Genomic DNA, 22040 nt, shown 5'->3' with positions numbered 1-22040 from the left:
CGCCTCACCACCGGAGAGCGGCGGTGTGCACCGGTGCGTCCCACAGGGCGGTCAGCTCGTCGTCCAGCCGGAGAACGGTCACCGAGGCGCCCTGCATCTCCAGTGATGTCACGTAGCTGCCGACGAGCGACCGGGACACCTCGACCCCCCGCGCCTCGAGCAACCTGCGTGCCTGACCATAGACGACGTACAGCTCCGAGGCAGGGGTGCCCCCCATGCCGTTGACCAGGAGCAGCACCCGCTCGCCGTCGGCCAGCGCGAGGTCGTCCGCCACCGCGGTCACGAGCATCTCGGTGATCGCGTCGGCGCTCGCGAGCGGGATCCGGTGCCGGCCCGGCTCGCCGTGGATGCCGATGCCGATCTCGACCTCGTCCTCGGGCAGGTCGAAGCTCGGCCGGCCGGCGTGCGGCACGGTGCACGCGGTCAGCGCGACGCCCATGGTCCGCACGTTCGCCACGACGCGCTCGGCGACGGCCGTCACGGCGTCCAGGTCGTCGCCGCGCTCGGCCGCGGCGCCGGCGATCTTCTCGACCGCGACGGTTCCCGCGACCCCGCGGCGCCCCGCGGTGTACAGCGAGTCCTCGACCGCGACGTCGTCGTTGACGAGGACCGTGCGGACCACGAGGTCGTCCGCCTCGGCGAGCTCGACCGCGGTCTCGAAGTTGAGGACGTCGCCCGTGTAGTTCTTGACGATCGCGAGGACCCCGGCACCCCCGTCGGCGGCGGTGAACGCGGGCGCGATCTGGTCAGGGGTCGGCGAGGTGAACATCGCCCCCGGCACGGCCGCGTCGAGCATGCCGTGGCCGACGAAGCCCGCGTGCAGCGGCTCGTGCCCGCTGCCGCCGCCGCTCACGAGCCCGACCTTGCCCGGCACGGCCCCGCCCGCGCGGGCCACGAGCAGCGGGTCGGTGCGCACCGCGACGAGGTCGGCGTGCGCGAGCCCGAAGCCCTGCACGGACTCCGTGACGACGTTCTGCGGGTCGTTGATGAGCTTCTTCACCGGGGACCTCTCCTCCTCTGCCGGGCACCTGCGGGCGCCCGGCGGCAGCCACCGGCAGCGGCGCCGGGGTCCCCTCACACTCGCCGCGCCCTGGACGAGCGTCAAGCGCAGGCGGTGCGCGCGCGGGCCCCGTCGCACGTTCGTGCGCCGGGGCCCGCGGCTGCGGCCGTCAGTCGCGGCCGAGCAGCGTCCGTGCCTGGGCGACGAGCACGACCGACCCCGTGATCAGGACGCCCGCGCCGTACTGCGCCTCGCTCTCGGCCCGGTTCGACGCGAGTGCGATCGCCTCGTCGAGCCGCTCGGCGACGTGCACGCGGTCCTCGCCGAACACGTCGACCGCGACCTCGGCGAGGTCCGGCACCTCGAGGGCCCGCGACGACGCGGCGCGGGTCACGACGACCTCCGCGAGCAGCGGCTCGAGGCCCGCGAGGATGCCCTCGGGGTCCTTGTCCGCCATGACGCCGACGACGCCGACGAGCCGCGTGAACTCGAAGGCCTCCTCGACCGCCGACACGAGCGCCGCGACGCCCGCGGGGTTGTGCGCCGCGTCCACCAGGATCGTCGGGCTCGTCCGGACGACCTCGAGCCGGCCCGGGGACGACATGTCCGCGAAGGCCGCCTCGACGACCTCGCCGCTGAGCGCCGCGCCGCCCGTGAGCAGGCTCTCGACCGCGACGAGCGCGAGCAGCGCGTTGTGCGCCTGGTGCTCGCCGTACAGCGGCAGGAACACGTCCTGGTAGACCGCCCCGGTGCCCCGCAGCGCGAGGAGCTGCCCGCCGACCGCGACCTGGCGGTCGACGACCTCGATGTCGACCCCCTCGCGCAGCACCCGGGCGCCGCGCTCGGCCGCCGCCTGGAGCAGCACGCCCTCGACGTCCTCGTCCTGCGCCGCGAGCACCGCGGTGGCGCCGTCCTTGATGATCCCGGACTTCTCGCTCGCGATCTCGACGAGCGTGTCGCCGAGGTAGCGCTCGTGGTCCCGCGCGACGGTCGTGATCACCGCGACCTCGCCGTCGACGACGTTCGTCGCGTCCCACGTGCCGCCGAGCCCGACCTCGATCACGGCGACCTCGACCGGCGCGTCGGCGAACGCCGCGAACGCCATCACGGTGAACACCTCGAAGAAGCTCAGCCGCGGTCCGCCGCGCTCGAGCGAGCGGGTGTCGACCAGGTGCACGTACGGCGCGACGTCCTGCCACACCTCGACGAAGCGCTGGTCGCTGATCGGCTCGCCGTCGACCGTGATCCGCTCGGTCACGCGCGTCAGGTGCGGGCTCGTGAACCGGCCCGTGCGCAGCCCGTGCTCGCGCAGGAGCCGCTCGACCATGCGCGCGGTCGACGTCTTGCCGTTGGTGCCGGTGATGTGGACCGTGCGGAACGCGTGCTGCGGGTCGCCCAGCAGCTCGCAGACCTCGCGCACGCGGTCGAGCGACGGCTCGATGTCGTTCTCGGGTGCGCGCTCGAGGATCGCGGCGTACACCTCGTCGGCCGCCGAGCGCGCGGCGGCCTCGGCCTCGCGGCGCAGGTGCTCCGCGCCACCCGGCTCGCCGGAGTACCCCGACGGCCCGCTGCCCCGCTTCGCCGCGCTCATGCCCGGGCCACCCGGACGACGAGCTCGGTGCCGCCACCGGGGGTCACCACGATCTCGGTCGCGAGCGTCTCGGCCGCGAGGAACTCCCGGTGCGTCTCGATCGCGGCGAGCCCCTCGGCGGGGACGTCGAGCTCGAGCACGATGCGGTCGCTGACCCGCAGCCCCGCGGCCTTGCGCGCGTCCTGCACCGCACGCACGGCGTCGCGCGCGTAGCCCTCGGCGCGCAGCTCGTCGTCGAGCGCGAGGTCGAGCACGACGAAGCCGCCGCCCGGCAGCACCGCGGCGGCGAGGTCACCCGCTCCCCCCGCCGCCACGACGGTCGCGAGCTCGTACTCGCCCTCGGCGAGCGTCACGTCGCCGCCCGCGGTCCGGACCACGACGTCGCCGTCCGGGGTCTGCTCCCAGTCGCCGGCCTTCGCGGCACGGATGACGTCCTGGACGCCGCGGCCGAGCCGGGGCCCGGCGGCGCGCGCGTTCACGGACAGGCGAGTCTCGACGCCCACGTCGGTCGCCGCCGCGTCGTCGAGCGACAGCAGCGTGACGCCCTTGACGTTGAGCTCGGCGCCCACGAGGTCCGCGAACGGCTCGACGGCCGACGGGTCCGCGAGCGCGACCCGGAGCTCGCGCAGCGGCTGCCGCACGCGCAGGGAGTGCGCCTTGCGCAGCCCGAGCGCGGTCGAGACGACCGCCCGGACGCGGTCGACGGCCGCGACGAGCTCGTCGTCCGCGGGCAGCGCGACGTCGTCGACCGACCCCTGGACGAGGCTGGGCCAGTCGGTCAGGTGCACGCTGCGCCCGCCGGTGAGCCCGCGCCAGACCTCCTCCGAGACGAGCGGGGCGAGCGGGGCCATGACGCGCGTGAGCGTCTCGAGCGCGGTCCACAGCGTGTTGAACGCCCCCGCGTCCTCGCCCCAGAACCGCTCGCGCGACGTGCGGACGTACCAGTTGGTCAGCACGTCGAGGTGCTCGCGCACGCTCTCGCACGCGCCCGGGACGTCGTAGGCGTCGAGCTGCGCGGTGACCTTCTCCACGAGCGTGCGCGTGCGGGCCAGCAGGTACCGGTCCATCGTCGCGAGCCCGGGCAGGTCCTCGGCGGTGACGCGGCGCGCGGTCAGGCCCTCGCCGCCGTTCGCGGCGCCCGCGTACAGCGCGAAGAAGTACCACGTGCTCCACAGCGGGAGCAGCACCTGGCGGACCTCGGCGCGGATGCCCTCCTCGGTCACGACGAGGTTGCCGCCGCGCAGGATCGGGCTGGCCATGAGGAACCAGCGCATCGCGTCGGAGCCGTCGCGGTCGAGGACCTCGGACACGTCGGGGTAGTTGCGCAGCGACTTGCTCATCTTGCGGCCGTCGGACCCGAGCACGATGCCGTGCGACACCGCGGTGCCGAACGACGGGCGGTCGAAGAGCGCGGTCGCGAGCACGTGCAGCGTGTAGAACCAGCCGCGCGTCTGCCCGATGTACTCCGTGATGAAGTCCCCCGGGTAGTGGTGCTCGAACCAGTCGGCGTTCTCGAACGGGTAGTGCACCTGCGCGAACGGCATCGAGCCCGAGTCGAACCACACGTCGAGCACGTCGGGGATGCGGCGCATCGTCGAGGCGCCCGTCGGGTCGTCCGGGTTCGGGCGCGTCAGGTCGTCGATGAACGGCCGGTGCAGGTCGGTGACCTCGACGCCGAAGTCGGCCTCGAGCTCGGCGAGCGAGCCGTACACGTCGCGGCGCGGGTACGCCGGGTCGTCGCTCTCCCACACCGGGATGGGCGTGCCCCAGTACCGGTTGCGCGAGATCGACCAGTCGCGGGCGCCCGCGAGCCACTTGCCGAACTGGCCGTCCTTGATGTGGTCGGGGACCCAGGTGATCTTGTCGTTGAGCTCGACCATGCGGTCGCGGAACTCGGTGACGCGCACGAACCAGCTCGACACCGCCTTGTAGATCAGCGGGTTCCGGCAGCGCCAGCAGTGCGGGTAGGAGTGCTGGTAGGTCTCGTGGCGGACGACGACCGCGCGGTCCTCGGCGTGCACGGCCGCGAGCGCACCCGTGCCGGCCTTGAGGTCCGCGATGACGTGCGGGTTCGCCTCGAAGACCTGCTGGCCCGCGTACTCGGGCACCTCGGTGGTGAAGCGTCCCTTGCTGTCGACCGGGACGACGGTCGCGATGCCGGCCGCCGCGCACGCCGCCATGTCCTCCTCGCCGAACGCCGGCGCGAGGTGCACGAGGCCGGTGCCGTCCTCGGTGGTCACGTAGTCGGCCGTCAGGACGCGGTGCGCGTTCTCGCGGCCCGCGAAGTACGGGAACGGCGGGGTGTACGCGCGGCCCGCGAGCTCGGCGCCCGTGAGGTGCTCGACGACGGTCGCGTCCTCGCCGAGCTCCTTCGCGTACGACGCGAGGCGGGACGCGGCGAGCAGCACGCGCTCGCCCGCGAGCGCGCCCTCGACGGGCGCGACGACGACGTACTCGATCTCCGGCCCGGCGGCCACGGCGAGGTTGCTGGGCAGCGTCCACGGCGTCGTGGTCCAGATCAGCGCGAGCTCGCCGGTCTCCAGGCGCACGCCCACCGTCAGCGCGGGGTCCTGGCGCGACTGGTAGACGTCGTCGTCCATGCGCAGCTCGTGGTTCGACAGCGGGGTCTCGTCGCGCCAGCAGTACGGCAGCACCCGGTAGCCCTCGTAGGCCAGGCCCTTGTCGTAGAGCTGCTTGAACGCCCAGACGACCGACTCCATGTAGGTCAGGTCGAGCGTCTTGTAGTCGTTGTCGAAGTCGACCCAGCGCGCCTGGCGCGTCACGTACTCGCGCCACTCGTCGGTGTACTTGAGCACCGACGTGCGGCACGCCTCGTTGAACGCGGCGATGCCCATCTCGTCGATCTGCGACTTGTCGGTGATCCCGAGCACGCGCTCGGCCTCGAGCTCGGCGGGCAGCCCGTGCGTGTCCCACCCGAAGCGGCGCTCGACCCGGCGCCCGCGCTGGGTCTGGTAGCGCCCGACGAGGTCCTTCGCGTAGCCCGTGAGCAAGTGGCCGTAGTGCGGCAGGCCGTTCGCGAAGGGCGGGCCGTCGTAGAAGACGAACTCGTTCGCGCCGTTCTCGCCCGCGGGGCGCTGGTCGACCGACGCCTGGAACGTGCCGTCGGCCGCCCAGTGGGCGAGCACGTCCTTCTCGAGGGCGGGCAGGTCGGGGCTCGCGGGCACACCGTCGTCGACGCGGTGCAGCGGATAGGCCATGGTCTTCGGGCTCCCGGGGTCGGTCGTGCGCTCTCGTCACCTGCACGAGGACGACGGCCCCGGCTCTCACCGGTCGCCACCGCGGTACCACCCCGCTTGCCACGCCCCGCGAACGGGTGCGCGACCACTCTCCGACGGCTGTGACGGGCCTGCCCCGTCCGGTTCTACTGGGCGGCGCTCCCCCCGTGACCCGGGCGTTCACCGCTGTTCTTCCGGAGGCTCGCCGGTGATGGCCGGGTCGACGCCTGTGCCCGCCATCCTAGACGCCGGTGCGGTGGGGTCCGCCAGCGGGATGCCGCCGGTCGGGCCGGCGCGTGCCGGCACGGGGGCGCGTCAGACGACGGCCGAGCCGCCCGGGCGCCAGACGGCCTCGTCGACCCAGTGCCGCGTCGCGGACTCGTCGACGCGGCGGTCGTACTCCTCGGGCGTGATCGCCCCGCTCTCGAGCGCGGTCAGGTTCTCGACGTCCTCTCGGTTCGGCACCCAGCCGCCCGCCGCCGCCCGCACGAACGACTGCGCGACGGAGCGGCGCTGCTGCTCGTCGAGCGGCTCGAACAGCTCCGGCCACAGGGACTCGACGTCGGGCTCCTCGTGCATCGCCGCTCCCCCTCCTCGCGCGGACCGACCGACGGCCGCGCCGCACGGCCGACTGTACGCAGCGCCGGTCCGGGCGTCCTGCGGTGGGATGATCTCGCCCGTGACCTACCGCCTCGCGCTGCTCGACCTCGACGGGACCCTGACCGACTCCGCCCCCGCGATCACCGCCTCGGTGCGCGCCGCGTACGCCGCGATGGGGATCCCCGCACCGGACGCCGCGACGCTGCGGACCTTCGTCGGGCCGCCGATCTGGGACAACTTCCGGGCCCACGGCGTCCCGCCGGAGCTCGTCGAGACCGGCATCGCGGCGTACCGCGCGGACTACGCCGAGCGGGCGACGCGCGACGCGGTCCTCTACCCCGGGATCGTCGAGCTGCTGACCGCGCTGCGCGCCGCGGGCCTGCGCACGGCCGTCGCGACCTCGAAGCCCGAGCCGACCGCGCGCCGCATCGCCGCGCACTTCGGCCTCGACGCCCTCGTGGACGGCGTGTTCGGCGCGTCGTTCGACCAGAGCCGCGCGAGCAAGGCCGCCGTCGTCGCGCACGCGCTGGACTCGCTCGGTGCGCGGGTCCTCGTCGCACGTGGGGAGGTCGTCATGGTGGGCGACCGTGAGCACGACGTGCTCGGCTCACGCGCGCACGGGGTCGAGTGCATCGCCGTGACCTGGGGGTACGCGCCGGCCGGGGAGCTCGAGGCCGTGGCGCCGCTCGCGACGGTCTCCTCGCCCGCGGAGCTGCGCGCGCTGCTGACCGCGGGCCGCGGGGCCCCGGCGGGGGTGGCCGCCCCGTGAGCGCCGTCGACGTCCTCGGCTGGGCCGGGTCGGTGCTGCTCGTCTACTCGGTCCTCCAGTCGCGCATGCTGCGGTTCCGCGTGCTGAACCTCGCCGCGTCCGGGGCGCTCGTGGTGTTCAACGCGCTGATCGGCGTGTGGCCGATGGTCGCGATGAACGTGGCGCTGTGCGCCATCAACGCGTGGTTCGTCGTGAGCCTGCTGCGGCGTCGGAGCACCGGGACCGCGTTCGAGTGGGTCGCCGCGGCCGTCGACGACCCGTTCGTGGCCCGCTTCCTGAGCCAGCACGGGGAGGACGTCGCGCGGTTCTGGCCCGCCGCGCGCACGCTGCCGACGCTCGACGTGGCGCCACCGAACGTGCTGTGCGCGCTCGTGCTGCACGGCGACGTCACGGTGGGGCTCGTCGTGGCGGTGCGGGAGCGCGACGCCGTCGGCGCCGGGACGTGGCAGCTGCTCGTCGACTACGTGATCCCGGGCTACCGCGACTACACCGCGGGCTCGCTCATCTACTCCCCCGCCGGCCCGTTCGGGGCACGCGGGGCGCAGCGCGTCGTCAGCACGGGGGTCGTCGCCGCGAGCGTGCGCCCGTACCTGCACCGCGCCGGTTTCGCGCGGGACGGCGAGCGGTGGGCGCGCGCGCTCTGAGGCCGACGCTCCCGCACGCCGGCGCTCAGCTCCCCGCGGGTCGCCGCGCGATCTGCGTGTTCGAGACCTGGGCCCGCGGCCGGACGACGAGCGTGTCGATGTTCACGTGGTGCGGGCGCGTGAGGGCGAAGGTGATGACGTCGGCGACGTCCTCGGCGAGCAGCGGCTCGTAGCCGTCGTAGATCCTCGCGGCGCGCTCGGCGTCGCCCCCGAAGCGCACGAGCGAGAACTCCTCGGTCGCGACGTTCCCGGGCGCGACGTCGATGACCCGCACGGGCTCGCCGATGAGCTCGAGGCGCAGCGTCGTGGTGAGCATCCGCTCGGCGTGCTTGACGCCCGTGTATCCGCCGCCGCCCTCGTAGGGCGCGATGCCCGCGGTCGAGGTCACGACGAGCACGTCGCCGCGCCCGCTCGCGCGCAGCGCCGGGAGCAGCGCCTTCGTGATGCGCAGGGTGCCGAGCACGTTGGTCTCGTACATCCAGCGCCAGCCCTCGACGTCGGCGTTCTCGACACGGTCGAGCCCGAGCGCGCCGCCCGCGTTGTTGACCAGCGACGTCAGGCCGCCGGTCGCCTCGACGTGCGCGGTCAGCCGGGCGACGTCGTCGTCGGACGTGATGTCGCACGCGAACGGCTCGGCGCCCGTCTCCGCCGCGAGCGCCTCGAGCCGGTCGGCGCGGCGCGCGACGGCGACGACGTCCCAGCCCTCGGCGCGCAGCCGGCGCACCGTCGCGGCGCCGATCCCCGACGAGGCGCCGGTGACGACGGCGCGCAGCCGCGTCGTGGTGGGTGCCCCGTCCGCGCCCTCCCCGGTCGTGCCCTGCGTCGTGCCGTCCGAACCCGTGGTGCTCACAGCTCTCCCTCGATCACGGTCAGTGCCTCGTCGTACACGGCCAGCGCCCGCGCCACCTCGTCGTCCGTGACCACGCACGGCGGCACCACGTGCAGGCGGTTGTCCGCGAGGAACGGCAGCAGGTCGCGGGCCATCATCTCCGACTTCAGTCGGCCCATGAGCGCGGGGGCCAGCGGCTCGCGCGTCGCCGGGTCCGCGACGAGCTCGAGCGCCCAGAAGACCCCGAGCCCCCGGACCTCCCCGACCACCGGGTGGCGGTCGGCGAGCGAGGCGAGCCCGGGCGCCAGCACGTCGGTCCCGATGCGCGCGGCGTTCTCGACGACGCGCTCGCGCTCCATCGTCTCGATCGTCGCAACCACGGCCGCCATCGCGAGCGGGTGCCCCGAGTAGGTGAGGCCCCCCGGGAACACGCGGTCGTCGAACGTCGCCGCGATCTCGTCGGCGATGAGGACCCCGCCCGCGGGGACGTAGCCCGAGTTGACGCCCTTCGCGAACGTCACGAGGTCGGGGCGCACCCCCCAGTGGTCGAGCGCGAGCCACGCGCCCGTGCGGCCGAAGCCCGACATGACCTCGTCGAGGATCAGCAGCACGCCGTAGCGGTCGCACAGCGCGCGCACCCCGGCGAGGTAGCCGTCGGGCGGCACGAGCACCCCGCCGGTCCCGACCACCGTCTCCAGCAGCACCGCCGCGACCGAGTCCGGGCCCTCGCACTGGAGCACGCGCTCGAGGTGGTGCAACGCGCGCTCGCACTCCTCCTCGGGCGTGCTCGCCCAGAACTCGCTGCGGTACAGGTACGGGCCGAACGCGTGCACGTGACCGCGCGCGAACTCGTTGGGCACCCGGCGCCAGTCCCCCGTCGCGACGACCGCCGCGCCGGTGTTGCCGTGGTACGAGCGGTACATCGACACGACCTTGTCGCGGCCCGTGTGCAGGCGCGCGAGCCGGATCGCGTTCTCGTTGGCGTCGGCGCCGCCGTTCGTGAAGAACACCTTGTGCATGCCCGCGGGCGCGTGCCCGACGACCGCCCGGGCGGCGAGCCCCCGCGTCAGGTTCGCGGTCGCCGGTGCGACGGTCGGCAGGAGGTCGGCTTGCATCTGGATCGCCTGCACGACCGCAGGGTGCCCGTGGCCGATATTGGTGTTGACGAGCTGGCTCGAGAAGTCGAGGTAGCGGCGGCCGGCGTGGTCCCACACCTCGCAGCCCGAGCCGCCCGCGACGACGAACGGGGTGAGCGCGCCCTGCGCCGACCACGAGTGGAACACGTGCGCGCGGTCGAGCTCGGCGGCGCGCACGTCGTCGGGGTGCGGTGCGAGGTCCGGCGGGGGTGCCGGCGGTGCAGCGGTCATGGCGGGCGCCTTCCTGGTCGCGTGGTGCGTGGTGCCTCGTGCGTGGTGCCTCGTGCGGTGGGTGGTGCCCCGGGGACGTGCGGCGCCGGGGCGGGCGCGGACGGCGTGGAGACCGCCCGGGCCCGCCCGAGCCCGCCCCCGGGACGGTCAGGCGCCGCCCGGCTCGAGCGTCACGTCGACGGGCTCGAAGTCGGCGCCCGTCACGTCGACACCCTCCTCCTCGAGCTCCTCGAGCGCCCGGTCCACGTACTCGTTGGTGAACGCCGGCTCGGCGGGCTCCTCGGAGAGGAGCGTCGCGCCCGTCTCGTTGGAGGTCTTCAGCGACATCTCGACGGTCGCGTCCCACGCGGCCTCGTCGATGTGCCCGATCCCGCCCGTGCTCGGCCAGATGAGCTTGTTGACCTCGTTGGTCATCCACAGCTGGTGGCTCGTGCCCAGGGTCGAGCCGGCCTCGGTCACGTGGTCCGCGGCCTCCTGCGGGTTGTCCCGCGCGAACACCCAGCCGCGGATCGTGGCCTTGAGGAACTTCACGGTCGTCTCGGCGTACTGCTCGTCGTCCGCGAGGCGGCCCTGGTCCGCCCAGATCGCGTCCTGGAGCATCGCGGTGCCCTCCTCGTTCCAGTCGATGACCGTGAAGTCCTCGGGCTGGTAGAGCTCGCCGGTCTCGGGGTTCTCGGCCTCGAGCAGCTGCGCGTACTCGTTGTAGGTCATGGCCTGCGCCGCGTCGATGTCGCCCGCGAGGAACGCGTTCATGTCGAACGCCTGCTGCACGATCTCGACGTCCGTGACGCCGGCCTTGGTGAGCCCCGCGAACAGCTCCCACTCGTTGCCGTAGCCCCAGCTGCCGATCTTCTTGCCCGCGAGGTCCTCGACCGAGTCGATCCCCGAGTCCGCGAACGCGACCTGCAGTGTCGCGGACCGCTCGAAGATCTGCGCGACGTCGACGATGTCGGCGCCCTGCTCGATCGAGCCGAGCACCTTGGGCACCCAGGCCACGGCGTAGTCGACCTCCCCGTTCGCGAGGGCGTCCTGCGGGACGACGTCGCCGCCGCTCGGCAGGATCTCGACGTCGAGGCCCTCGTCGGCGTAGAACCCCTCGGCGAGCGCCGCGTAGTAGCCGGAGAACTGCGCCTGCGTGAGCCACTGGAGCTGGAGCTTCACGGGCGTCATCCCGTTCGCGGACTCGCTGGCGCCCGCCTGGGGCTCGCTGTCGCCGGCGCAGCCCGCGAGCGTGAGCGCGGCCGTGAGCCCGAGCGCGGCCCACCGTGCGCGTGTGGTGTCCCTCATGTCATCGCCTTCCGTCGGTGTGCGTGGGGCCGCCCCTGCCCCGGGCGGGGTCGTGCGGGTTCGTGCGTGCTGCGGTGATCGACCGACCTGGCGACGTCGGCAGGTGGACCTCTGGGGTGGGCGTCAGCCCGGCGCCTGGTGCCGGGTCGCGGCCCGCTCGGCGGCGAGCGTCGCGGCGTAGAAGACGAGCCCGACGACGATGCCGCCGACGACGTACGCCCAGGCGCGCGCATAGTTGCTGCCCGCGGCGGCGGTCGTGACGAACGAGCCGATGCCCGAGCGCGGTCCGCCGAAGTACTCCGCGACGATCGCGGAGATGACCGCCAGCGACGACGCGAGGCGCAGGCCGGTGAAGACGAACGGCACGGCCGCGGGGATCGTCACGGTGCGCGTCACCTGGCGCGGCGTCGCGGCGAGGACCCGCATGAGGTCCCGGTGCACCGGCCGGACCTGGCGCAGCCCGCGCAGCGAGTTCACGAACACCGGGACTCCCACCGCGAGCGCCGCGACGAGCTGGCGCGCGACCTCCGAGCTCGCGCCGTACATCGTGTAGAGCACCGGGGCGAGCGCGACGATCGGGACGACCGCGAGCGCCGCGACGAGCGGCCCGAGCAGCGCGTCGACCGCGCGGGTGCGGGCCGCGAGGACCGCGAGGCCGATCCCGGCGAGCGACCCGAGCGCGAGCCCGACGAGCGCGTTCGTACCGGTGACGAGCGCGGCGGCGGCGATCGCGGGCCCGAACGCGAGGACCTCGGCGCCGATCGCCGCGGGGCCGGGCAGCAGGTACGCCGGGAGGTCGCCGAGCGTGACGGCCGCCTGCCACGCGGCGAGGACCGCGAGACCGAGCAGGACCGGGGCGAGGACGCGCTGCGCGACGTCGGCACCGGCGCCGGGTGCAGGGGCGGTGCGCGCGCTCACGGGACGTCCACCCCGCGGGCCGGCACGAGCGACCCGCCGTGCAGCGCCTCACGCACCGCGGTCACGGCCGCGAAGTAGGCGGTGTCCTCGCGCACGCCGTCCTCACGCCCCGCGGCCCGCCCGAGCCCGACGTCGACCACCGTGCGGATCCGGCCCGGGCGGGGCGACATGACCACGACCCGGTCCGAGAGGAACACCGCCTCGGGGATCGAGTGCGTGACGAACACGACGGCGGCCCGCGTCTCGGCGCAGATCCGCACGAGCTCGTTCTGCAGCCGCTCGCGCGTCATCTCGTCGAGCGCGCCGAACGGCTCGTCCATGAGCAACAGGCTCGGCTCCTCGGCGAGCGCGCGGGCGATCGCGACGCGCTGCTGCATGCCGCCCGAGAGCTGGTCGGGGAAGTGGTCCGCGAAGTCGGTGAGCCCGACGAGCGCGAGCATCTCCTCCGCGCGGGTCCGCCGGGCGGCCCTGCCGGTCCCGTGCAGCGCCAGCGGCAGCTCGACGTTCGCGCGGACCGTGCGCCACGGCAGGAGGCCGGCCTGCTGGAACGCGATGCCGTAGTCGTGCGCGAGCCGCGCCTGCTCGGGGCTGCGACCGAAGACCTCGATGGTCCCGGACGTCGGGGCGTCGAGGTCGGCCACGAGCCGCAGGAGCGTGCTCTTGCCGCAGCCGGACGGGCCGATGAGCGAGACGAACTCCCCCGCGGCGACGGCGAGGTCGACGTCGTCGAGCGCGGTCACGCTCGCGCCCCCGCTGCCGGGGAACACCCGGCTCACGCCGCGGACGTCCACTGCGACGGCGCTCACGCGGGCACCTCCGCCCGGCGGTAGCGGCCGAGCGGGGCGCCGAGCAGCGCGACCACGCCCGACGCCACGAGCCCGAGGGCGATCGCCCCGAGGATGGGTGCCCACGGCTTCGCGGGGTCGCTGCTCGCGAAGTTGGCCAGCTCGAGGATCATGCGTCCGACACCTCCGGGGAGTCCGGTCGAGACCTCGGCGACGACGGTCCCGACGACGGCGGCCGCGGCTGCGAGGCGCAGCGCGGGGAGCAGGTAGGGCACGGACGCGGGCAGGTGCAGGTGCACGAGCGCCTGCCACCAGCCCGCGCCGTAGCTCGTGAGGAGCTCGCGGTGGATCGCGTCGGGCGACTGCAGGCCGCGCAGCGCCCCCACCGCGACGGGGAAGAACGCGAGGTAGGACGCGATCACCGCGACCGACATCCAGCCCTGCCACTCGAACGCGCCCAGCTCGAGCCTCGAGCCCCACGACTTCACGAGCGGCGCGAGCGCGATGAGCGGGACCGTCTGGCTCAGCACCACGAACGGCAGCACCGCGCGCTCGGCGAGCCGCACGCGCTGCATGAGCACCGCGAGCAGCAGCCCGACGCCGACCCCGAGCACCCACCCGACGGCCGCGACCCGCAGGCTCGACGCGCACGCCCGCACGACGGCGACCCACAGCGCCGGGACGCCGGCCGCGCCGGTCACGGGCTCGGCGAGCCGCGCGAGCACGTCGGCCACGTGCGGCATCGCGAGGTCGGACGTGCGCGGCAGGAGCCGCAGCTCCCCGACGAGCCAGCCGTCGTCGGGCCCGAGGAGCTTGTAGCCCTCCCACGCCGCGACCACGAGGGCGAGCGCCGCGAGACCCAGGCCGACGCGGTGGGCCCGGCCCGCCGCCGCGGCGCCCGCCCGCCGGACCGCCGCCCGTCGCTCGCTCACGCGGTCGCCACGACGGTCTCGCGCAGCGCAGGGATGACGCGCTCGCCGTACAGCCGCAGGGTCTCCTCCTTGTTGTCGTGCTGGAGGTAGCCGGCGAACTGCGTCACGCCGAGCGCGCGCAGGGCCTCGAGCTTCTCGACGTGCTCGCGCGGGCTGCCGAGCAGGCAGAACCGCTCGACGATCTCGTCGGGCACGAAGTCCGCGTGGGTGTTCCCGGCGCGGCCGTGCTGGTTGTAGTCGTACCCCTGCCGGCCCTCGATGTAGTCGGTGAGGGCCTTCGGCACGGTCGACCCGGCGCCGTACTTCGTGACGATGTCCGCGACGTGGTTGCCGACCATGCCGCCGAACCAGCGGCACTGCTCGCGCATGTGCGCCCGCTCCGCCGGGGAGTCGCCGTTGCCGACGTACATCGGGGCCGCGACGCAGAACTTCACCGTGTCGGGGTCCCGCCCGGCCTGCTCGGCGGCGTCCCGGACGGTACGGATCATCCACGCGGCCACGTCGAGGTCGGCGAGCTGCAGGATGAACCCGTCGCCCACCTCGCCGGTGAGCCTGAGCGCGAGCGGCCCGTACGCGGCGACCCACAGCTCGAGCGCGGAGCCCCGGCTCCACGGGAAGCGGACCTTCGCACCGTTGACCTCGACCGCGCGGTCGTTCGCGAGCTCGCGGATCACGTGGATCGAGTCGCGCAGCGTCGCGAGGTTCGACGGCCGCCCGTTGAGCGTGCGCACCGCGGAGTCGCCGCGCCCGATGCCGCACACGGTCCGGTTGCCGTACATCTCGTTGAGCGTCGCGAACAGCGAGGCCAGCACGGTCCAGTCCCGCGTCGCGGGGTTGGTCACCATGGGCCCGACGACGACCTTGCGGGTCGCGGCCAGGATCGCCGAGTAGATGACGAACGGCTCCTGCCACAGCAGGTGCGAGTCGAACGTCCACACGTAGTCGAAGCCGTGCGTCTCGGCCTGGCGCGCGAGCTCGACGGTGCGCGAGGCGGGGGGGTTCGTCTGCAGGACGACGCCGAAGTCCATGGGGTGCTCCGTTCGGGTCAGATGAGGTACTGCGACAGCTCGCGCTTGACGTAGCGGCCGTGCCCGGCCCGCCCGTGGAACTCGCCGCCGTCGACGACGACCGACCCGCGCGAGAGGACCGTGTCGACGTGCCCGTCGACCTCGAAGCCCTCCCAGGCCGAGTAGTCCATCTGCATGTGGTGGGTCTTCCCGAGCCCGATCGACGTGTGGCCGGCGGGGTCGTAGACGACGAGGTCGGCGTCCGCGCCCGGGGCGATCACGCCCTTGCGGCCGTACATCCCGAACATCCGCGCGGGCGTCGTCGAGCAGAGTTCGACCCACCGCTCGAGCGTGATCTCGCCGGTCACGACGCCCTGGTAGAGCAGGTCGAGGCGGTGCTCGACCGAGCCGATCCCGTTGGGGATCTTCGAGAAGTCGCCCACGCCCAGCTGCTTCTGGGTCAGGCAGAAGGGGCAGTGGTCGGTCGAGACGAGCTGCAGGTCGTTGGTGCGCAGCGCGCGCCACATGTGGTCCTGGTGGTGCTCGGCCCGCGAGCGCAGCGGCGTCGAGCACACCCACTTCGCGCCGTCGAAGCCGGGTGCCCCGAGCTGCTCCTCGAGCGACAGGTACAGGTACTGCGGGCAGGTCTCCCCGAACACGTTCTGGCCCTCGTCGCGGGCGAGCGCGATCTGGTGCGCGGCCTGCTTCGCCGAGACGTGCACGACGTACAGCGGGGCGCCCGTGAGGTTCGCGAGCAGGATCGCGCGGTGCGTCGCCTCGGCCTCGGCCTGCCAGGGCCGGGTCAGCCCGTGGAACACCGGGTCGGTGTCGCCGCGGGCGAGGGACTGCTGCACGAGCAGGTCGATGACCGAGCCGTTCTCGGCGTGCATCATGATCATCGAGCCGTTCGAGGCGGCCTTCTGCATGGCCTTGACGATCTGGCCGTCGTCGGACAGGAACACGCCCTTGTAGGCCATGAACAGCTTGAAGCTCGACACGCCCTCCGCGACGAGCTCGTCCATCGCGTCGAGCGAGGAGTCCTGGACGTCGCTGAGGATCTGGTGGAAGCCGTAGTCGATCGCGCACGCCCCCGCGGCCTTGTCCTGCCAGAGCGCGTACTGCTCGAGCGGGTTCTCGCCCGCGTACTGCACGGCGAAGTCGACGATCGTCGTCGTGCCGCCCCACGCGGCCGCCTTGGTGCCGGTCTCGAAGGTGTCGGAGGCGAACGTGCCGCCGAAGGGCATCTCCATGTGGGTGTGCGCGTCGATGCCGCCCGGGATGACGTACTTCCCCGTCGCGTCGATCACGCGGTCGACCGAGGCGGCGAGGTCGTGGCCGAGCAGCGTCGAGCCGGGCGCGAGGACGGCGGCGATCTGCTCGCCGTCGACCAGCACGTCGGCGGCGCCGCGGCCGGTCGCGTTCACGACGGTGCCGCCGGTGACGAGGGTCGTGCTCATGCGGGGCCTCCCTTCGGGGGGCGTCGGTGGTCCGGCACGCGGGGGCCCGCGCTCACGGCGCGACGATCGGGGCGTAGGCGTCGGGGCGGCGGTCGCGGAAGAACTGCCAGCGCTCGCGCACCTCGCGGACCTGGTCGAGGTCGACGTCCCGGACGATCAGCCCGGCCTCGGTCGAGGACGCGACGTCGCCGACGACGTTCCCGTCGGGCCCGACGACGTACGAGGAGCCGTAGAACGCGACGGCCTCGTCGCCGTACTCGTTGGTCTCGGCGCCGACGCGGTTGCACGCCGCGACGAAGTAGCCGTTCGCGACGGCCGCGGCGGGCTGCTCGATCTCCCAGAGCTTGTTCGAGATGCCGGGCGCGGTGGCGTTGGGGTTGAACACGATCTCGGCGCCGTTGAGGGCCAGCGTGCGCCAGCCCTCCGGGAAGTGCCGGTCGTAGCAGATGTTCACGCCGATCTTCCCGACCGCGGTCTCGAACACCGGCCAGCCGAGGTTGCCCGGGCGGAAGTAGAACTTCTCCCAGAACTTCGGCAGGTGCGGGATGTGGTGCTTGCGGTACTTGCCGAGGTAGGTGCCGTCCGCGTCGATGACCGCGGCGGTGTTGTAGAGCACGCCCGGCTGGTCCTCCTCGTACACCGGCAGCACGATGACGATGCCGAGCTCGGCGGCGAGTGTCGCGAACCGCTCGGTCGTCGGCCCGGGGACGGACTCCGCGTACTCGTAGTACGCCGGGTCCTGCGTGATCCCGAAGTACGGGCCGTAGAAGAGCTCCTGGAAGCAGATCACCTGCGCGCCCTGCGCGGCGGCCTGCCGCGTGAAGTCCTCGTGCAGGGCGGTCATCGACTCCCTGTCGCCCGTCCAGCCGGTCTGGGTCAGCGCCACGCGCACCACGCTCATCGGTCCTCCGCCTCGTCGATCCGTCGTCGCCGCCGGGCGTGCCGGTCGGCGGTCCGGTGCGGGGTCCCGGGGCCGGCGAGGGCCGCGGGGCCACGTCGCCAGGAATGTGACTGTGGGCGTTGAACATTTCTGCGGCGTAACCGCGTGTTTCCCCGTCGAGAACCCCGGTGACGGTCCGGTAAACCTTCGCCACCCGTGCCCGGTTCGTCCCCCGGGGGTGCGTCCCGCCGCACCGCGGGCGGACCCGGGCACGGCACCATGACGCCATGCCCGAGGACGCCCCCGACGCCGCCGCCCCTGCCGGCGACTCCCTCGCCACCGCGCCGGCGCGCCTCGCCGCGCACGTCGACGACCGCAGCCCGCGGGGCATCGCCGCCACCGTCGCGCGCCTCGTGCGGTCGGGCGAGCTCGTGCCGGGCGACCGCCTGCCGACCGTGCGCGAGCTCGCGGCGGAGCTCGGGGTCTCGCCCGCGACCGTGAGCGGCGCCTGGCAGGCGCTCGCGGGGGTCGGCCTCGTGGTCTCCCGCGGCCGCGCCGGCACCTACGTCCAGCCCGAGCCCGCGAGCTGGCTCCCGCCGCGGTACCGCGACCTCGCGACCGGTGCACCGGCCGCCCGCCTCGACCTGTCGGCCGGGACCCCGGACCCCGCGCTGCTGCCCGCGCTCGGGCCCGCGCTGCGCCGCGTCGCGGAGCGCACGCCCGCGGCCGGGACGGGGACGTACCTGTCGGCGCCGCTCGTCGAGCCGCTCGAGCGGCTGCTGCGCGCGTCGTGGCCGTTCGCCCCGGAGCGCCTCACGGTCGTCGACGGCGCGGTCGACGCGCTGAGCCGCACGCTCGAGCAGGTCGCGCGCTTCGGGGACCGCGTCGTCGTCGAGGACCCCTGCTTCCCGCCGATCCTCGACCTGCTCGACCAGCTCGGGCTCGAGCGGGTGCCCGTCGCCCTGGACCGCCAGGGCCTGCGCCCCGACCTCCTCGCGGCCGCGCTCGACACCGGCGCGAGCGTCGTGGTGCTCCAGCCGCGCGCGCACAACCCGACGGGCGTGAGCATGACCGCGACCCGCGCGCGCGAGCTCGCCCGCGTCCTGCGGGCACCGCGCGAGGGGCCGCGCGTGCACGTGGTCGAGGACGACCACTCGGGCGACATCTGCCGCGCCCCCGACGTGAGCCTCGGCCAGCACCTGCCGCACCGCACCGTGCACGTGCGCTCGTACTCCAAGTCGCACGGGCCGGACCTGCGCATCGCCGCCGTCGGCGGGCCCGCGGCCGTGCTCGACCCGCTGGTCGCGCGCCGGATGCTCGGGCCGGGGTGGACGAGCCGGCTGCTGCAGGAGGTGCTCGTCGACCTCATGACCGACGGCGACGCGATGGGGGCCGTGCTCGACGCACGGCGCGTCTACTCCGCCCGGCAGCGCGCGCTCACCGGCGCGCTCGCGCAGCACGGGGTGCACGTCCCGCCCGGCGACGGGATCAACCTGTGGCTGCCCGTCGCCGACGAGGCCGCGGCGCTCGTGCGGCTCGAGGCCGCAGGCATCCGGGTCGCGCCCGGCTCGCCGTTCGTCGCGTCCACCGGCCACGCGGACGGCGAGCGCCCGGCGCATGTGCGCGTCACGGTGGGGGTCCTGCGCGACGATGTCGACGCGATCGCCCGGGCGCTCGCGCTCGCGGCCGCGTGACCGCTCCCCTCCGGGCGCTCGCCGACCTGGACGGCTGTCCGACGACTTGGCTCACGTCCCCGCCGGATCCGCCGATAGGACGTCCATCAGCGCGCGCACCCGGGCGGCGCCGTCGGCGGGGAGGTGGTGGCATGTCGGTGACCGACGCGCCGCACGCGACGTTCGCGCACCCCGTCGACGCGCCGGACTGGGACGCGCTCGTCGACGAGCTCGAGCTCCTCCAGGAGTCCGACGCCCCCGCGTGCGTCGAGCGGGCGCGCGAGCACCTGGACCTCGCGCGGCTGCACGGCGACGAGCACGCCGAGATGCGCCTGTCGTGCTGCGTCGCGTTCGCCCACCACGTGCTCGCGCAGGACGCCGACGCGCTGCGCGCCGCCGAGCGCGCCCAGCACCTCGCGCACGAGCTCGGCGATCTCGTCTGGGAGTCGCGCGCGCTCGTCTGCCAGGGGCTCGTGCACCACGAGATCGGCGACGTCGAGGGCGCGATCGACGAGCTCGACCGCGCGCTCGGGCTGCGCCGGCAGACCGACGACGACGCCGGCACCGCCTCGGTGCTCAACAGCCTCGGCACGGTCTACATGGGCATGCCGCACTTCGCCCCCCAGGCCGCGCAGGTGCTCTCCGAGGCGCGCCGGCTCTGGCTCGCGGCCGACGACCCCGACCACGCGTCGATGGCCCTGACGAACCTGGCGAAGGCCTACGTCGTCACGAGCGGGCGGCTCGTCGCGGCGAACCCCCGGGGTGCGCTCGCCGCCGCCCGCCACGCTCTCGGCATCGCGCGCCAGTCCGTCGACGAGGCCGACGCCGCGGGCCTCGCCCGGACCGGTATCGACGCCCGGCTCGCCGTGGTCGGCGCCCACATGCACGCGGGTGACCTCGAGGCCGCCGGGCAGGCGCTCGAGGGCACCCACGCGATGCTCCGCACGTTCCCCTCGGCGCGTCAGGAGCTGCAGTACCACGGGCTGCGCGGACGCTGGCTCGTGCGCACCGGGCGGCTCGACGAGGCCGTGCTCGCGCTGTGCGACGGCCTCGACCTGTGCGCCGAGCTCGACCGGCCGGGCGAGCGCATCGAGCTGCTCTCGACGCTCGTCGACGCGCACGAGGGCCGCGGCGACCTGCCGTCGGCCCTGGCGGCCCTGCGCGAGCTCCACGAGCTGACGCTCCAGCAGGGCGACGCCATCGCCGACCGCCGCGCGCTGCTGCTCAGCTCGCGGCTCGAGGTCGAGCGCGCGGAGCGGGCCGCCGACGCGGAGCGCACCCGGGCCCGGGCTCTCGAGGAGCACAACGCGCGCCTCGAGCACGAGGCGACGCACGACGCGCTCACCGGGCTGCCGAACCGCCGCGCGCTCGACGTCGCGCTCGCGCGCTGGTCGGGCGACCCGTCCCGGCGGTTCGCGTGCGTGCTGCTCGACATCGACCACTTCAAGCGGGTCAACGACGAGTTCTCGCACCAGGTCGGCGACCAGGTGCTGGCCCGGCTCGGGGAGGTCCTGCACGACGTCGTGCGGGCGAGCGACCTCGCCGCGCGCTACGGCGGCGAGGAGTTCGCGATCCTGCTCGACGGGCTGACCGACGTGAACGCCGCCGACGCGTGCGAGCGGATCCGCCGGGTGATCGTCGCGCAGCGGTGGGACGACCTCATCCCGGGCGGGACCCTGACCGTCAGCGTCGGCGTCGCCGTGCACCGCCCGGACGAGACGGTGGCGTCGATGCTCACGCGCGCCGACGAGGCGCTGTACCACGTCAAGCGCAACGGCCGGGACGCGGTGCACGTCGCGCTCTGAGGGGTCCGCTCGCGCGCGGCGACCCGGTGCGCCGGGGCTACGATGACGCTGGATCCCGGGCTGGACTTGGCTCGGAGCGAGGGCCTGGACATGGGCCCGGGTTCGACGTCGGCGAGCTGCGCCGACCACCTGACGTCGCGGGCCCGACGCTGCGCCCCGAGCCGCACCCAGCACCGCACCCCAGGAGCGCCCCCATGTCCCGCCCTGCCCCCGACGCAGGCGCGTCCGCCCGCCGGTCCGCCCGCACGGCCGTGCGCCGCCGCCCCGTCGGCGCCCTCACCCTCGCGCTGTCCCTCGGTGCCGCGCTCGCCGCGTGCGCGCCGTCGCCCGCGACCGAGGAGCCCGTGACGGCGCCACCCTCGCCCTCCGGCGGCTTCTCCCCCGTCACGCTCGACAACTGCGGGACGGAGGTCAGCCTCGACGCGCCGCCCGAGCGGGTCGTGACCATCAAGTCGACCGCGACCGAGATGCTGCTCGCGCTCGGCCTGGAGGACGTCCTGGTCGGCACCGCGTTCGCCGACGGCCCCGTCCCCGAGCAGTACGCCGACGCCGCCGCCGGCATCCCCGTGCTCTCCGACAAGGTCCCCGGCCAGGAGGCGCTGCTCGAGGTGCAGCCCGACCTCGTGTACGGCGGCTGGGAGTCGAACTTCTCCCCGGACGGCGCCGGCGACCGTGAGGCGCTCGCCGCGCTCGGCATCGCGACGTACGTCGCGCCCGCGGCGTGCAAGGGCGAGGAGTACATGCCCGACCCGCTGACGTTCGAGGAGCTCTTCGACGAGATCCGCGAGGTCGCGTCGCTGTTCGGCGTGACCGACCGGGCCGAGGAGCTCGTCGCCGAGCAGGAGGCGGCGCTCGCGTCCGTGACCCCGCCCGCCCAGGAGACGACCGCGCTCTGGTACAGCTCGGGCACCGACACGCCCTACGTGGGCGCGGGCATCGGCGCCCCGCAGATGATTCTCGAGGCGGTGGGCCTGACCAACGTCTTCGCGGACGTGCACGACACCTGGACCTCCGCGGGCTGGGAGCAGGTCGTCGCCGCGGACCCCGACGTGATCGTCCTCGTCGACGCCGCGTGGAACACGGCCGAGTCCAAGATCGAGCTCCTCGAGTCCAACCCGGCGACGCGCGAGCTCACCGCGGTGCGCGAGCAGCGCTACCTCACCCTGCCGTTCCCCGCGGCCGAGGCGGGCGTGCGCAACGCCGACGCGGTCGTCGACCTCGCCGAGCAGCTCGCCGCGCTGCCGGCCGCGCGCTGACGGG

Annotated in this window: 18 protein-coding genes; 5 read left to right on the top strand and 13 right to left on the bottom strand. The window is 74.3% G+C overall.

The window, feature by feature from the left end; translation table 11 throughout:
• Positions 1 to 4: 4 nt before the first annotated feature.
• The 4 genes from dhaK to NXY84_RS08450 form a co-directional block, all read right to left on the bottom strand.
• On the bottom strand, positions 5 to 1000 hold the full coding sequence (gene dhaK / locus NXY84_RS08465; protein ID WP_258726646.1) for a dihydroxyacetone kinase subunit DhaK: 996 nt from the start codon (positions 998 to 1000) through the stop codon (positions 5 to 7).
• 169 nt (positions 1001 to 1169) lie between these two features.
• Positions 1170 to 2591 carry a bifunctional folylpolyglutamate synthase/dihydrofolate synthase gene (locus NXY84_RS08460; protein ID WP_258726645.1) on the bottom strand — a complete coding sequence of 474 codons (1422 nt, stop codon included), beginning with the start codon at positions 2589 to 2591 and terminating at the stop codon, positions 1170 to 1172.
• Complete coding sequence (gene ileS, locus NXY84_RS08455) at positions 2588 to 5809, bottom strand: isoleucine--tRNA ligase (protein ID WP_258726644.1); 3222 nt, start codon at positions 5807 to 5809, stop codon at positions 2588 to 2590. Before ileS ends, NXY84_RS08460 begins: the two co-directional genes overlap by 4 nt.
• 333 nt (positions 5810 to 6142) lie before the next feature.
• Positions 6143 to 6406 carry a hypothetical protein gene (locus NXY84_RS08450; protein ID WP_258726643.1) on the bottom strand — a complete coding sequence of 88 codons (264 nt, stop codon included), beginning with the start codon at positions 6404 to 6406 and terminating at the stop codon, positions 6143 to 6145.
• Positions 6407 to 6506: 100 nt separating this feature from the next.
• Here NXY84_RS08450 and NXY84_RS08445 point away from each other — a divergent pair, with 100 nt between their 5' ends.
• Complete coding sequence (locus NXY84_RS08445) at positions 6507 to 7196, top strand: HAD family hydrolase (RefSeq protein ID WP_258726642.1); 690 nt, start codon at positions 6507 to 6509, stop codon at positions 7194 to 7196.
• Positions 7193 to 7840 (top strand): hypothetical protein, encoded by a 648-nt coding sequence (locus NXY84_RS08440; protein WP_258726641.1) that lies wholly within the window; start codon positions 7193 to 7195, stop codon positions 7838 to 7840. The genes NXY84_RS08445 and NXY84_RS08440 overlap by 4 nt, the downstream gene beginning before the upstream one ends.
• A gap of 25 nt (positions 7841 to 7865) precedes the next feature.
• On the opposite strand, the gene NXY84_RS08435 is transcribed toward NXY84_RS08440, so the two are convergent.
• The 9 genes from NXY84_RS08435 to NXY84_RS08395 all read right to left on the bottom strand — a co-directional run bounded on the left by NXY84_RS08435 (position 7866) and on the right by NXY84_RS08395 (position 17323).
• Entirely contained in the window at positions 7866 to 8612 is a 747-nt protein-coding gene (locus NXY84_RS08435; protein WP_258727159.1) for an SDR family oxidoreductase, read from the bottom strand.
• Positions 8613 to 8686: 74 nt separating this feature from the next.
• On the bottom strand, positions 8687 to 10036 hold the full coding sequence (locus NXY84_RS08430; RefSeq protein ID WP_258726640.1) for an aspartate aminotransferase family protein: 1350 nt from the start codon (positions 10034 to 10036) through the stop codon (positions 8687 to 8689).
• A 147-nt stretch (positions 10037 to 10183) separates the two neighbouring features.
• On the bottom strand, positions 10184 to 11323 hold the full coding sequence (locus NXY84_RS08425; protein ID WP_258726639.1) for an ABC transporter substrate-binding protein: 1140 nt from the start codon (positions 11321 to 11323) through the stop codon (positions 10184 to 10186).
• Positions 11324 to 11446: 123 nt separating this feature from the next.
• On the bottom strand, positions 11447 to 12241 hold the full coding sequence (locus NXY84_RS08420) for an ABC transporter permease (protein ID WP_258726638.1): 795 nt from the start codon (positions 12239 to 12241) through the stop codon (positions 11447 to 11449).
• Positions 12238 to 13047 (bottom strand): ABC transporter ATP-binding protein, encoded by an 810-nt coding sequence (locus NXY84_RS08415; RefSeq protein WP_258726637.1) that lies wholly within the window; start codon positions 13045 to 13047, stop codon positions 12238 to 12240. The genes NXY84_RS08420 and NXY84_RS08415 overlap by 4 nt, the downstream gene beginning before the upstream one ends.
• Positions 13044 to 13958 (bottom strand): ABC transporter permease, encoded by a 915-nt coding sequence (locus NXY84_RS08410; RefSeq protein WP_309485070.1) that lies wholly within the window; start codon positions 13956 to 13958, stop codon positions 13044 to 13046. Before NXY84_RS08410 ends, NXY84_RS08415 begins: the two co-directional genes overlap by 4 nt.
• Complete coding sequence (locus NXY84_RS08405) at positions 13955 to 14986, bottom strand: TIGR03842 family LLM class F420-dependent oxidoreductase (RefSeq protein ID WP_258726636.1); 1032 nt, start codon at positions 14984 to 14986, stop codon at positions 13955 to 13957. Before NXY84_RS08405 ends, NXY84_RS08410 begins: the two co-directional genes overlap by 4 nt.
• Before the next feature lie 17 nt (positions 14987 to 15003).
• Complete coding sequence (gene hydA / locus NXY84_RS08400) at positions 15004 to 16422, bottom strand: dihydropyrimidinase (RefSeq protein WP_258726635.1); 1419 nt, start codon at positions 16420 to 16422, stop codon at positions 15004 to 15006.
• A 52-nt stretch (positions 16423 to 16474) separates the two neighbouring features.
• Positions 16475 to 17323: a nitrilase-related carbon-nitrogen hydrolase gene (locus tag NXY84_RS08395; RefSeq protein ID WP_258726634.1), complete on the bottom strand. Its 849-nt coding sequence runs from the start codon at positions 17321 to 17323 to the stop codon at positions 16475 to 16477.
• A 266-nt stretch (positions 17324 to 17589) separates the two neighbouring features.
• On the opposite strand from NXY84_RS08395, the gene NXY84_RS08390 reads away from it, so the two are divergent.
• From NXY84_RS08390 to NXY84_RS08380, 3 genes are all read left to right on the top strand, one after another.
• Positions 17590 to 18996 carry an aminotransferase class I/II-fold pyridoxal phosphate-dependent enzyme gene (locus tag NXY84_RS08390; protein WP_258726633.1) on the top strand — a complete coding sequence of 469 codons (1407 nt, stop codon included), beginning with the start codon at positions 17590 to 17592 and terminating at the stop codon, positions 18994 to 18996.
• 131 nt (positions 18997 to 19127) lie between these two features.
• A complete protein-coding gene (locus NXY84_RS08385; RefSeq protein ID WP_258726632.1) occupies positions 19128 to 20780 on the top strand; it encodes a GGDEF domain-containing protein in 1653 nt (550 codons plus the stop codon).
• A gap of 194 nt (positions 20781 to 20974) precedes the next feature.
• Entirely contained in the window at positions 20975 to 22036 is a 1062-nt protein-coding gene (locus NXY84_RS08380; RefSeq protein ID WP_258726631.1) for a putative F420-0 ABC transporter substrate-binding protein, read from the top strand.
• Positions 22037 to 22040 lie beyond the last annotated feature (4 nt).

The organism is Cellulomonas sp. NS3 (assembly GCF_024757985.1).
Classification (GTDB): Bacteria; Actinomycetota; Actinomycetes; order Actinomycetales; family Cellulomonadaceae; genus Cellulomonas_A.
The sequence above is the reverse complement of the archived record's forward strand: the minus strand, read 5'-3'. Positions and strand labels throughout refer to the sequence as shown.